This window comes from Paenibacillus sp. FSL L8-0708 (assembly GCF_038009325.1).
GTDB classification, from domain to species: domain Bacteria; phylum Bacillota; class Bacilli; order Paenibacillales; family Paenibacillaceae; genus Paenibacillus_AQ; species Paenibacillus_AQ odorifer.
In genome coordinates this window covers 3769371-3783459 of the sequence record NZ_JBBPBC010000001.1, presented here as the reverse complement: position 1 = coordinate 3783459, position 14089 = coordinate 3769371, and the positions used below count along the sequence as shown (strand labels likewise).

Here is a 14089-nt window from a genome sequence, read left to right as displayed (position 1 = left end):
TTGTATCAAATCCCTTCCGGAATGGAATCAGAATCAGTTGTCTTGTGGTATGAAATTGATTTGAAGTTGCGATTATTGGCAACGCTTCCATTTTTGAGTTTGGATTATATCTTACCATATTTTGATAAGCAGATGGCTGTTTCTTTTAAAGGATGATGCAAGCTGATTAATTTAAGACTTAATAGATCCGATTAACATCCCTTTGATAAAATACTTTTGCAGAAACGGATACACGATAATAATCGGTATGACGGAGACGACAATAACTGCCATTTGCACACCTGCCGGAGATACTTCATTTACGTTTTCTAATAAGCTGCCCGCTTGCCCAAGGTCGTTACTCAGTACGATTTCCCGAAGCCGCAGCTGAAGTGGATAAAGCGCTCGTGTATTGATAAAATACAACGCCGATGAATAAGAATTCCAATGGGATACCGCGTAAAACAAGCCCATAGTTGCCATAACTGGTTTGGACAAAGGAAGGATGACGCTCCACATCGTGCGCAGCTCTCCCGCTCCATCCATTCGCGCGCTGTCTATCAGCTCAGTAGGCAGGGCTGAGAAAAAAGAACGCATGATGAACAGGTTATATGCACTGATGGCCGATGGGATGATTAATACCCATAAAGAGTCGATCAAGTGCAAGTTTTTGATGACCATATAGTTCGGTATGAGCGGAGCGTGAAATATCATCGTAATTAGGATTAAAATCAGAACTCCTTTGCGCATCGAATATTCGGATCTGGATAAAGGATAGGCCAGTGATGCAGTTAAAATCAGATTAATAAGCGTTCCGACAACGGTAATAAATATACTTACCATGAAAGCTCTCCAGATGGAGGTATCCCCAAGAATAACTTGATAATTCATAAGCGTCCAATCTACAGGGAATAGCTTAACCTCGCCTGCATTAATGGCATGAGTGCTGCTAAATGATTTGGCGAGCACATGCAGCAGAGGGAAGACCATCAAGCACCCGACCAGCATCAGAAATATATAGTTGAAAACGTCAAATAGGCGACCTTTATTTTTCATTTACTCTTCGACTCCTTTCTAGTAAAGTCCATCCCCTGATGCTTTTTTACTAAGCGTATTCCCGATCATGACTAGCAACAGTCCGACGACCGATTTAAAGAGGCCTATAGCTGTTGTATAGCTGTATTGCTGATCAATAAGACCCACTCGGTATATATAAGTATCGAGAATATCTCCATTGGTCTCATTAAGCGAATTGATAAATACAAACACTCGCTCAAAGCCAAAATCAAGGAAGTTACCGATATGAAGCAGAAACATAATCATGATAGTGGGCAAGATCGTCGGGATCGTTATAGATAAGGTTTGTTTCCAACGATTTGCTCCGTCAATCCGGGCCGCTTCGTACAGCTCAGGATTCACAGCAGCGAGTGCGGCTAAATAAACAATAGTTCCCCATCCACTGTCTTTCCATATGCCTGTTCCAACCAGGATGGTACGAATATACGAGTCCTCGCCCAGAAAATAAACGGAGTCGAGCCCAAAAGCATTTAAGATCTGGTTCACGATACCTGTCGTTGGGGACAAAATGCCAATCATAATCCCCCCAATAATGACCCATGAGAGAAAATGGGGCAAATAAACGACGGTCTGCAAAATCCGTTTATAGAAAGCTTTTCTCACTTCATTAAGAAGGAGGGCGAATATTATGGGAACCGGAAACGCAAAGACCATATCATATAGGCCGATCAGGATAGTATTTTCAAGAATTCTCAAAAACTCTGGATAGGTGAACATCCGCCGGAACTGATCAAGGCCAACCCACGGACTGCCTGTAAAACCTTTGAATATGTTGTAGTTTTGAAAGGCCATGATGGAACCCGCCAAGGGTAAGTATTTAAATACGATAAAAAAAATAATGCCCGGAAGTGAAATGAGATACAGCGCTTTATATTTGCGCAAATTGGTCATTCGTCTTTGGAATGGGGAAAGATCTGGCCTGCTCGCTGGCAATGCGGCTGGCACTTGTTGTGGCATAAATATCGCTCCTTTGGTTGCAGTTTGGATTTTGTTGTATGGCTAATGTTAATCCAATATCCAGGTCTTCAAAATGGAGATTTTTCGGCTTGCCTGTGTTTTATTACGATTGACTATTGTGCACAAATCTTGCGGGACTTCCCTGCAACTGAAGAAAAAGTATATTCAAATCCCTGACCATCGCTAATAAGAGATTGTTCTGGCAGATCGAGCGGAACGGCAGACCAAATTCGATATTCAGCGGTAACCGTAGAGTGAATCGTCGCTTCATCCAGCTTTCCTTGGCTCCAAGAAAGATCAACGGTAAAACCACCTCTTGCTCTCATCCCCCTTATGCTGCCTGAAGACCACTCCTTGGGAAGGGCAGGTAATAGTCGAAGTTCTCCTCGGTGGGATTGCAGCAGCATTTCTGCTACCCCTGCTGCTCCACCAAAATTGCCGTCTATTTGAAAGGGTGGATGGCAGTCTAAAAGATTCGAATACGTGGAGGAGGCTAACAGTTTAATTAAATGCTCATAGGCTTCCGCACCCATACCTAGACGGGCATAAAAGTTGACGATCCATGCCCTGCTCCAGCCGGTATGACCTCCACCTCCGTCAAGGCGGCGTTCAAGCGTTCGCCGGGCTGCTGCGGCAAGCTCAGGGGTGTGCCTCATGTCAATCTGTTCCCCCGGATGTAATGCGAACAACTGAGAAATATGCCGGTGACCTGCGTCTTGCTCTTCGTAGTCAAACAGCCATTCCTTAATCTGTCCATGACTGCCCACACTCGGCTGTGGAATGTGTTCAAGCGTCTCATGTAGTTCAGAGAGAAACATTGTATCTTCTTCTCCGATAATTAATGCCGCTTCCGAACAGGCGGATAGCAATGTATATGCGATTTGCAAATCCATGGATGGTCCCATACAGAGGCTGCCGCTGCTTCCGTCCGAAAGAAGGAAGCGGTTTTCCGGGGAGACTGAAGGCCCAGTAATTCGTAAGCCACCTTCCTCTACCATGTAATCAAGCAGAAAAATCGCTGCTTCCTTCATCACTGGATAGGCCCTTTCCTTGAGAAAAGAAAGATTCAGTCCAAACCGGTAGTGTTCCCACAAATGAAGGCATAACCAAGCAGCACCCATTGGCCAGACCGTGCAGGTAATTAGGATGCCTTCTGGTCGGGTTTCCGCCCATAAGTTAGTGTTATGATGAGCAACAAAACCGCGACAGCCATACATTTCTTTTGCCGTTTCTTGACCGTTCAACTGCATCCGTTCGATCAGATCAAACAGCGTTTCATGGCATTCAGCCATATTTAGGACTTCGGCAGGCCAGTAATTCATCTGGAGGTTAATATTAATTGTATATTTTGATTCCCATGGCGGGGTAAAGCTATCATTCCATATGCCTTGCAGATTAGCAGGCAACGTACCTGGTCGAGAACTGGAAAGCAGTAAGTAGCGCCCATACTGTACATATAGTGCAACTAGTCCCGGATCACCAGACTCATTGGGATTGCTTCTTTCATCTTTTGCTTGCTGTAACCGCTGTAATCGCTTATCGGTAGGAAGCTCAGCGTACAGGTCTCCACCCCTAGTTAAATCGATTGAAAATCGAGCAAACCGGGACTTGTACTCCTCCTTATGCTGCTTTATTAGTGTTGCAAAAGACTGAGCCGTAGCTTGATCCAATTGCTCTAGACAGGCTTTTTCAGGTTGATCTACGCGAAAGGTACTCTGCGCTGCCAGCATAAGGGTGACGGAGTCTGCCCCCTCAATAGAGATGAAATCCCCGATGAGCCTCTGGCGGCCTCCTTGTTGAACTGCCCTTAGTGCTGTGCAAAAGCGAACGCCATCCGCTCCGCATTCCCCATTCATTAAAACTGTGTTTGCAGGACCAGTGCTACAGCCGGTATCGAACGGACGACGCATAAGATTCGCAGCCAACGTGATCTTGCCAAGTCTGTCAGCTGTCAATCGGACTAGCAATACACCGTCCGGTTCACTTATAAAATATTGCCTGTAATAGCGAACCCCGCCACAACGGTACGATACCGTAACGACCGCTTGCTCCAAGTCGAGCTCCCGCTCGTATTTTTCTATAACCTCACTGGAATCCAGAAACTTTAAAATCAAATCTCCAAGTGGCTGGTACGGCTGCTCATATTTTGGTGAAGCAGTCATAGCCATTCGTGCCAAATGTTCTGCCTCCGCCTGCCTGCCGTCTTTCAGCATTTGCCGAATCTCTGTTAAATATGGCTGAGCTGCAGGATTAGCTGCACGTCCAGGGCCGCCGTACCAAATTGAATCTTCGTTAAGCTGGATTTTATCTTGGCCGATCATACCGGACACCATTGCCCCGAGGCGCCCATTTCCTATGGGAAGAGCCTCATTCCAATTTGACGCCGGGCTTGTATACCATAATCGAAGACGTTCTGATTCCTGCTTGGTTGCCGGTAATGCTACCTCTTGTTTCGCTCGTCTTCTTTCACTCAACTCTTGTTCACCTGGCCTTTCCTATTTTCAGTTCATATCATTCGTCAGTAACTCCACTTCCTATGCTACTCTTGATCCTGATGTCTCTCCATGGCATAGATTGTTAGGGGTTGTGTTTTTTTATGATCCAAACTAAAAAGGATGCGGAAAATTCCGCACCCTACTGTAAATTATTTTTTTATATTATTGAGCGCATTTCGACCTAGACGTTCCATCAGCTGCTGCTTGTAGAGACTATTAATGACGACATGTTGACCGCAACTGCACCAATATCCATCTTCACGGGGCCGGGAATCATAATCGTTAGGAAGCAGTCCGGGTATCTTGCTACCAACATGGCCAATGGCGTAGTTTTGAGCGGTTGGTGGCCGCTGTAAAGTGAGCTCTCCTTGTGTATTCCAAGTCACATAATTCGCACCTGCCCAGCCATGTCCGCTGCCTAACCACGCCCTATCCCGAATAGAGATGGGAGCTTTGATATTATCGAACAGGCCTCCGACTGACCAGCGATGATGAGGTTCACTGGTGTTATAATTTTTAACAGCTTCTCCATCCAGAAATACATTCGGCCCCGGTACCCAGCTATCGACGGTGAACGCATGCCGCGCCGTCTCTGTATAAATACGTTGAGCGAGATTTAGCTGGCCCATCTGATGTATGACATAACGGCGACCCCCAGTAACCACACTGATCATATCGTACATTTGACAGTCCTGAACCGTAACCCATTTGGAATAACGCTTCATTTGAACGAGAGAATAGGACAGATGGTAACCTCTCACCTCTCGAACCCAGCCATTCTTCACACTGTTGAACATGACGAAACGTTCAGCATGTTTTTCGTCCGCATAATAAGAATCTGTTGTATCGTTATCCATCTTAATATCTATAATACTTGGGTCAAAATCGGACTCTACCCTCATTTTCTCTACCCCCACCTGCTGAATGCGGGCATGGTCTGTATATTTATAGATCTCTCCGCCGCCCCACTGACGTTCGATAGCATTCGCCAATGGGGCATCGACCGTAATCGTATTACCTACAATAGCAGTGATGACTCGGTCAAAATCCAGATTGAACGGTGACCATTGGGTTACGGTTCCACCCGGGCGCTTATAGATGTTATCCATACCAATTTCGTGAATCCAGTTTTTATTACCTATTCTGCGGACTATGATCTGATCGCCTACACGGTAAGCACTCCCGTCTTCTACATGGAAAGAACGCGAGCCTGAGGGCACATACAAATCTGAAATCATCTGCTTCGAGTTGCTGTCCAGCATAAGATCTGCATTTTCACCAATTTCAATTAGATTTCGCAGTTTCGCTCCGGTACCATAAAGAATAGTGCCCTCTTTGTCCTGACCTTCACCGCGAAGGACGATCCCGCTTGCTTTAATGAACAACGTGCCTCCGACTTCATATCTGCCTTTTTTCAAAAGGACTGCCCCGCGGAAGCCGTTCTTATCGAGCGGGAGCATAGCCAACTGGTCAATTGCCACCTGAATACGGTCCGTCGCGTCACCGTCCAAGGGTAGAACGGTCGACTTAACGGGAATATTCGGGATCTCAACACCACCACCCCTATAACCCGCATTAGAAAAGTCCAAGATCCGATTACCTCGATAATCACCGATATACATCATCATTCCATCGTTACCAAGGAAAGCGATTGTGCTCTGTCCCGCGGGGATGCTCTTTGGATCCAGCACGGTAAAATAATATGAGTCATACTGAGGAGCTTTTCCGTCCTGCTTGAGGGTCATTCGCAGTTCATAAGTACCCAGTAGATCAGCCGTGCCTAACGGTGTCCATTCCATTAACGAGTCTTTAACCATAGAAGTCTCAGGCAACTCAGTCACCAGTTTCGTTCTATCAAAAATCAATTCACCGGCAACCCTTCCGTTAACACACGGTGTGAAGGAAACCGTCGGGTACACCTGACTTGGATTGAGGATGGCTGGTTGGCCAATTTCAGTATTCATGTGCGTATGCTTCAATGTGGAATTAATAATAAAGAGTTCATCTCCTTTTCTATATTCACTCTCACATATCGGATACATATTACCTTGGCTTAAGAAGAATTAACATGTCATTTTTATCGATTGGAATGTGTTTTCTTATTCACCTATTTATGCAAACCCTTGCACCCGCATGGTGCTGAGCAACGATTAAGCCAAACTAAAGACAAGTTTCTAAAGGCACTAAATGGTAGATGAAAGTTTAGCTTAGGTAAAAAAAAGGCGCGATCCCCAAGGGTATCACGCTTTTTATCTAGCTTAGATTTCCTATAACTGGGTGTGGCACATAAGGCTCTTCCAGACTCGCTATTTCACTTGGCTCCAGCTTCACTGATACCGCTGCAACGGCGTCCTCCAGATGATTTGCTTTGGTTGCACCAATGATAGGCGATGTTACTGGCTCTTTTTGCAGAACCCAAGCAAGCGCTACTTGGGCACGTGGAATCCCGCGCTTAGCCGCAATTCCGGCAACTACCTCAACAACCTTGCGGTCAGCCTCAGCCATTTTTGCATAAAATGCCTTTCCGACTTCGTCTATCTCTGAACGAGCTGTTTGTTCATTCCAATCACGGGTTAGTCGACCTTTAGCAAGCGGACTCCATGGGATCACACCGATTCCTTCTTCCCGGCAAAGAGGCAACATTTCCCGTTCTTCTTCCCTGTAGAGTAGATTCAAGTAATTTTGCATAGAGACAAATTTAGTCCAACCGTTACGCTCAGCAACATGCTGTGCCTGCAAGAACTGCCAAGCATACATAGAGGACGCTCCAATATATCTAACTTTACCTGCCTTTACTACGTCATGAAGGGCCTCCATGGTCTCTTCGATAGGAGTGTCATTATCCCAACGATGGATCTGGTATAGGTCCACATAATCTGTGCCCAGCCGTTTTAGACTGTTGTCTATTTCGGTCATAATCGCTTTGCGTGAAAGTCCTGCTCCATTTGGTCCCTGATGCATCCGGAAAAACACCTTTGTAGCAATGACTACCTCATCGCGGCGAGCGAATTCTTTTAAGGCACGTCCGACAATTTCTTCGCTTGTTCCGTCAGAGTATACATTAGCCGTATCAAAGAAGTTGATGCCAAGCTCCAGTGCTCTTTTAATAAAGGGTCTGCTCTGCTCCTCATTTAGCGACCACGGAGCCATTCCACGTTCAGGTACTCCGTAACTCATACAACCAAGACAAATTCTAGATACATCCAAACCAGTACGACCAAGTTTTGTATATTCCATTAGTATGTGTCTCCTTTAGATTTTGGGTTTGTTTACTCCTAAACTGCGGCGAATTTCCATATCTGGTGACTCGGCCAATTTAACAACTAATGCAGCCACACTTTTTCGCGACACTTCTCTCCCTTTAAAAGGTTCACCTTTCTGAGTTGTTTCGTAGTCTATCTCGTCTTTATAGGTAAACCATCCAGGTCTCAGAATTATATAGTTAAGATTTGAAGCTTCAATAATTTCTGCAGATTTACGATATGGATCCAATATACTGCTGTACTTCTCTCCTGGAACTTCATCGTAAATGCCCATTGAGCTGATAAAAATCAAACGTTTAAGACCAGTGGTGTTCATTGCTTCAACGATGGTCTTAGACATTTTCTCCAAATTACCTGCCAGATTAGCATAAACAACATCTTGCCCGATCATCGCTTCTTTTAATTGCTCACTATCCAACACATCTCCTTCAAATACTCGAGTGCGGCTGGATGTTATATGGCTTAATCTGTCCGAGTTGCGGAGATATAGTGTTAACCGGGCATCGGTTTCGTTCAAAAACAAATCAATCGCATGTCGTGCAATTCCGCCATTAGCGCCTATGATCAAAACATTGCTCAATTTCAAAACCCCTTTCTTAGTTCTAATTATGCGATAAATGAAGTGAACGCCGTTATCTCAATTATCTTAAATGATTGCCTATTCCTCTCACTATCACTAACACAAAAGATGTTTTTACTTTATAATTGAATAAGAACAAAACATTAGGAGGAGCACATGTCTAAAGAATTACTAGAGCGGAAAGAAGAACTCGCCAGATTGATTGAACATCATTCGAGCCAGGATGGAGTATATGAGACCGCTATCCCCTCATTGTTTGTGATTCGTAACTCCAATGTAACCGAGCCAGTATACAGAGTATACAAACCTTCTTTATGTTTCATTGCGCAGGGAACAAAGGAGATCTTATTGGCCAAGGAGCGTTTTGAGTATGGTCCCGCAAATTATCTAATATCATCAATGAATTTACCCGTTATCGGTCAGATTATAAAAGCTTCTCCCAACGCACCCTATTTAAGCTTTAAGCTAGAATTCACGCAGAGTCAGATTTTGAAAGTACTAAATGATTCCGAATTTAAACTCGCTCCGAAAGAAAATGCTAAGCGAGCTATGTATGTCGGGCAGATAGAGTTATCACTATTGGATGCGATCCTGAGATTGGTACGTTTGCTGGATGATCCCAAGGACATTCCGTTTTTGGCTCCGATTTATACTGATGAAATTCTATACCGGCTTCTGCAGGGACCTTATGGAGTTACACTCGCTCAAATTGCGATGGAAGGTAGCAGCACCTACCGCATTCGGGAGGCCATCGAACAGATTATCGAGAACTGTGATAAACCTTTGCGGATTGAAGAGCTTGCTGAAACAGCCAATATGAGTATTTCTTCGTTCCATAGACACTTCAAAGAGGTAACTGCCATGAGTCCTATTCAGTTTCAAAAGCATCTGCGCTTACAGGAAGCTCGCCGCCTTTTATTATCTGAATCAGCGGATGCAGCGGATGTCGCGTTCCGTGTTGGCTATGAAAGTGCATCACAATTCAGCCGCGAATATTCTCGGATGTTTGGTTCACCACCTAGAGCAGACATCAAGCGTTTGAAGGAAAATATGCTCATAGGATAAAAGCGAACGTGTTCTTCATTCACAATATGGAACTATCCGCTAAAGATCAACATGTATAGGTAACCTTTGCGCACACGCTGATTCTATCGGGCTGGTCCTATCAGGTTTATCCTATCTGCTGATCACTATCGGACCCAGGGGACCTTAAACGCAGTACTATCTCACATTTGGGATGCTAAAGGACCGCATAGCCGCTATTGGCTCAAAAAACACTCAATATGAATCTATTTCGAAGTAATAGCTGCACTGGGGTCCGAAACTATGCTTAAAAAGTGATAAATACGCAAATAACGTCCTCTGAGTCCTTAAGCCTAAGAGGTTGATAAATACAAGCTGAGGCAGACAACCAACGACGACAAAAAAACAACGATATCCAAACAACAACAACAACAACCAATAAACAACTAAATCCAACAACCAAAAAACAACTAAATCCAACAACCAAAAAATACAAAGCAGCGATTCATCCATACTTGGAGAATCGCTGCTTTGTATTTTTCACAAGCTAACACTGCTTTTTCTGACGATCACGTAGCCGACCGCCTTTTATTTCTTTTGATAACTAAACCAATCATAATAAGCAGTTGTTCCATAAGGAGAGTAGTTATACATGCCGAAGAATACTCCAGTAAATCCGCCTGCGACTTCAGTAGATATCAAGTGTGTCTCGGCTTCGCCAAGCAGATGCCATATTTGATCCACACCTCGATAGTAAAATATATATTTTTCAGGTAATGCCTGGATTCTCAATTCTACCCCTGTTCCTTCGAAAGCCGAAGAATATGCCACATCACTAATGCTCCCTACCTGTCTGCGCAGCGCAATAACATTTTTATCTTCCATCTGCGTTAGTCCAATTGCGTAGTGATACTTCTGATCCATAAAAACTACAAGACCAGCTTCGTCACCCTCAAGAGGGCTAAATTCCATTTTGGTGGTAATTCCACAATTCAAATGCCGCTGTCTACAGCCAATAAAAGCAGGCGTACCCTTCTCATTTAATCTCACATCTGATCCACGTAAAGCTAGCCACCCTCCCCGTTCCTGCAATGACCAATCCACCTTATTAGCATTACGAATGAAATTCCAGCTCATTCTTAGGTCAGATTGATCAAAATCGTCGGTTTCAGGCTCTTCTTCCCACGGCATTGGTGAAGGCAGGTCAGCTTCCATTTCTAAACCAACCACTCCGTTATCACCAATCATTGGCCACCCCTCCTCCGTCCACTGAACAGGAGCCAAATATGTCTCTCTGCCAAGATGATGACGGTAAGGATAACCTACTGGTCGAATCCCCAGAAATACCGCCCACCAGCTACCATCCTGTGCTTCAACTAAATCGGCATGCCCTGTAGCTTGAATGGGGTAATCTGAACTTCGATGTGTCAAAATGGGATTGTGAGGAGACGATTCATAAGGCCCATATGGCGATCTACTTCTTGCAATAGTCTCCATATGTCCATACTCTGTCCCACCTTCCGCACACATCAAATAGTAGTAATCGTTTATTTTGTAAAGATGTGGACCCTCAGGGAATTTCCCTCCGCTACCAGTCCAGATCAAGCGTGTATCGCTAAGCTTTTGACCCGTTTCAATATCAATCTCACATTGGTAGATCCCCATCCCTTGCTCGGAGCCTGTGCTTGTGAAATAAACCTTTCCATCGTCAAAAAACAAGGAGGGATCAATGCCTTCCTGCTCCACATAAAGTAGATTCGACCATTCGCCTGCCGGGTCATCCGCCCAAACGTAGAAATGACCTCCGCTATCCTGATTTGTCGTAACCATATAAAAACGACCGTTATAATAACGAAGAGTCGGCGCCCAAACACCTCCGGACACCACGGATTCATCAAATTGAAGCTGATTCTCACGAGTCAAACAGTACCCAAGCTGCTTCCAATGCACCAAATCCTTGCTGTGCCAAATGGGTATTCCCGGAGAATAGGCAAATGAACTGTTTACCAGATAATAATCCTCGTCTACTCTGCAAATGCTTGGATCTGGATAAAACCCCGGGATAATCGGATTGTTATATTTCATGTAGTATTCTCCTTCTCTATCTTAATCACTGAAACCTATGTCAAGGATTATACTGCTTCCACTGGATAGAAAGCCTTGATTATTCGGTCCTAAAATAGCATGATATAGACATTCATCTAGACAAGCTTTTGGAGGGTAACGAGTTGAGTGAATTTTATTTAAAATGGTTTACATCTGATCGTCAATTTCCATTTTTTATTCAATACGGCTATCACGACGAAGACACCGATCTACATAGACATGCGGACTTTTCAGAGCTCGTAATTGTATTGAGTGGCACAGCTACACATATTGTTAATACTGAGGAGTCTTTTATCAAAAAGGGAAATGTGTTTGTAATTAATGGTTCGACCCCGCATGCTTTTAAAGATCCTCAGGATTTCAAGATCTGCAATATTATGTTTCAGCCTGAAATGCTATCGACAGCTGGGGCAGATTTGCGGACATCCAACGGCTTTCAAGCCTTATTTGTGTTGGAACCCCTGTATCGCCATAAACATTCCTACACAAGCAAACTCAGCTTGCCGATTCCTAACCTGGAGTATGTCTCTTTTCTCATTGCGGGCATGATTGAAGAATATCACAACAAGCTACAGGGTTATCAGACCATGCTGGGCTCCAAGTTTATGGAACTGGTCGTCTATTTGTCCAGACAATATGACCAACAGGAAAAAGGGATTCAGGGGAACCATCTGATGCATTTGGCGAATGCACTCTCATATATGGAAGATCGTTATCTTGAGCCGTTAACACTGGATCAGATCGCCAAACATTCGGACATATCAGTCAGACACTTAAACCGGATCTTTCGCTCCTACTATCAGACAACCCCGATCGCTTATCTTCATCGTTTACGTCTGGAACGGGCTTGCGGGCTATTAAAGCATTCTAATCTCAGTATCACCCAAATCTCACATGAATGCGGGTTTAGTGATAGTAATTATTTTACTCGCCAATTCACTAAAATCTATGGGATGTCACCCAAGGTCTATAGGAACAAGCTTTGAGTGTAAAAAAAGAACACCAGGCAGCGATTCTCCTATTATTGGAAAATTACTCCCTGGTGTTTTTGAATTAATGCGCATTACCTGATCAGATTATGGGCAAGTGAATATAAACAGACTAATGGTCGCTAATCGCTTTTAACAACCCTTGGACTTGAAGCGATCGGAAGTTCCTCTCCGCATTCTTCTAGCTCTACGTCTTAATCGAATCTGGAAAATAACTGCATTCTATACACTTATTCCGTACGCAGAAAGAACCTTCATACTTTAATTGCACTTTATACAACTAAAAACAACCAAACCTACCTAATGGGTAGAAAATCAAGGAAATAGATGTACGAAGTACACTTATATCCCCGAGCTGAGTGATTTGAAGGAATATAGCTGTACAAAATACAGTTAAACGTTGGTAAACATCGCTGACTTCGGCTCTACGGGATTATCCTCCCCCATTGATTTTTTATTAATTAAAACCAACGATGGAATGTGGTACATAAGGCTCCTCTAAAAACGCAATTTCTTCAGAGGTTAAAGTAATGGATAACGCACCTACGGCATCTTCGAGATGCGATGTTTTTGTAGCCCCGATGATAGGTGCCGTAACAGGTTCTTTTTGAAGCAACCAAGCAAGAGCGATATGAATCCGTTGAACACCGTGTTTTTCGGCGATTGTCGCAACTCGCTCCACGACTAATTGATCGGTATCGGCAGTTCCATCATATTTAGATTTTTGAATCTGATCAGTTTCTGAACGATGAGTTGATACCGCCCAGTCTCGCGTAAGTCTTCCTGATGCAAGGGGACTATAGGGAATAACACCAATATTCTCTTCCTTACAAAGCGGCAACATCTCTCGTTCTTCTTCACGATAGATAAGATTGAGATGATTTTGCATAGATACAAATCGGGTCCAACCGTTTTTCTCCGCTACATATAACGCTTTTTGAAACTGCCAAGCATACATTGCTGAGGCACCTATGTATCTTGCCTTACCAGCCTTCACTACATCATGAAGAGCTTCCATCGTTTCTTCGATAGGTGTGTGATAATCCCAGCGATGAATCTGATATAGATCTACATAATCTGTTCCCAATCTCTTGAGACTCTTATCAATCTCACTCATAATTGCTTTCCGGGATAATCCTGCTCCGTTCGGACCTTCATGCATACGGTTAAAGACCTTAGTTGCTAAAACAATCTCGTCTCGATTGGCATAATCCTTAAGCGCTCGTCCAACGATTTCTTCACTCGTTCCATCGGAGTATACATTCGCTGTATCAAAAAAATTAATACCCAGGTCAAGCGCTTTTTTTATGATAACACGGCTCTGCTTCTCATCAAGCACCCATTGATGGATCCAACGTTCGGCAACGCCAAAGCTCATACAACCTAAACACAGTTGGGATACGTCCAGCCCCGTTTTTCCAAGTTTTGTATACTTCATATATCTCGAATCCACACTTTCCAATTAAATTGTAATATCCTAATGCCCTGTCTTAAAGGGGTACATATTAATTCATAAAACAGCTCCAACGCATACCGATGAAAAGGAACTGGGGAATAGTTAACACTTCCAGCAGTACATTGCACCTAATCGATGATTTAAACGGCGTTTGAATAAACTGA

At 44.0% G+C, this 14089-nt stretch carries 10 protein-coding genes; 2 read left to right on the top strand and 8 right to left on the bottom strand.

Going from position 1 to position 14089, the window contains the following annotated elements:
• Positions 1-171: 171 nt before the first annotated feature.
• From NYE58_RS18055 to NYE58_RS18030, 6 genes are all read right to left on the bottom strand, one after another.
• On the bottom strand, positions 172-1035 hold the full coding sequence (locus tag NYE58_RS18055; protein WP_076125649.1) for a carbohydrate ABC transporter permease: 864 nt from the start codon (positions 1033-1035) through the stop codon (positions 172-174).
• Positions 1036-1053: 18 nt separating this feature from the next.
• Positions 1054-1947 carry an ABC transporter permease gene (locus NYE58_RS18050; protein ID WP_051491014.1) on the bottom strand — a complete coding sequence of 298 codons (894 nt, stop codon included), beginning with the start codon at positions 1945-1947 and terminating at the stop codon, positions 1054-1056.
• A 179-nt stretch (positions 1948-2126) separates the two neighbouring features.
• A complete protein-coding gene (locus tag NYE58_RS18045) occupies positions 2127-4487 on the bottom strand; it encodes a glycoside hydrolase family 95 protein (protein WP_341002543.1) in 2361 nt (786 codons plus the stop codon).
• Positions 4488-4657: 170 nt separating this feature from the next.
• Positions 4658-6472, bottom strand: coding sequence for a hypothetical protein (locus tag NYE58_RS18040; RefSeq protein WP_341002542.1), 1815 nt, complete (start codon positions 6470-6472; stop codon positions 4658-4660).
• Between the two features lie 289 nt (positions 6473-6761).
• Entirely contained in the window at positions 6762-7745 is a 984-nt protein-coding gene (locus NYE58_RS18035; RefSeq protein ID WP_076276509.1) for an aldo/keto reductase, read from the bottom strand.
• Positions 7746-7760: 15 nt separating this feature from the next.
• A complete protein-coding gene (locus NYE58_RS18030) occupies positions 7761-8351 on the bottom strand; it encodes an NAD(P)H-binding protein (protein WP_341002539.1) in 591 nt (196 codons plus the stop codon).
• A gap of 156 nt (positions 8352-8507) precedes the next feature.
• Between NYE58_RS18030 and NYE58_RS18025 the strand changes: the two genes are divergently transcribed.
• Complete coding sequence (locus NYE58_RS18025) at positions 8508-9416, top strand: AraC family transcriptional regulator (protein ID WP_076190385.1); 909 nt, start codon at positions 8508-8510, stop codon at positions 9414-9416.
• A gap of 546 nt (positions 9417-9962) precedes the next feature.
• Here NYE58_RS18025 and NYE58_RS18020 read toward each other — a convergent pair.
• Entirely contained in the window at positions 9963-11459 is a 1497-nt protein-coding gene (locus NYE58_RS18020) for a glycoside hydrolase family 43 protein (protein WP_341002538.1), read from the bottom strand.
• A gap of 143 nt (positions 11460-11602) precedes the next feature.
• Between NYE58_RS18020 and NYE58_RS18015 the strand changes: the two genes are divergently transcribed.
• Positions 11603-12466 (top strand): AraC family transcriptional regulator, encoded by an 864-nt coding sequence (locus NYE58_RS18015; RefSeq protein ID WP_339248701.1) that lies wholly within the window; start codon positions 11603-11605, stop codon positions 12464-12466.
• 460 nt (positions 12467-12926) lie between these two features.
• On the opposite strand, the gene NYE58_RS18010 is transcribed toward NYE58_RS18015, so the two are convergent.
• Positions 12927-13907, bottom strand: a complete 981-nt coding sequence (locus tag NYE58_RS18010; protein WP_076125870.1) for an aldo/keto reductase — start codon at positions 13905-13907, stop codon at positions 12927-12929.
• Positions 13908-14089: the final 182 nt, after the last annotated feature.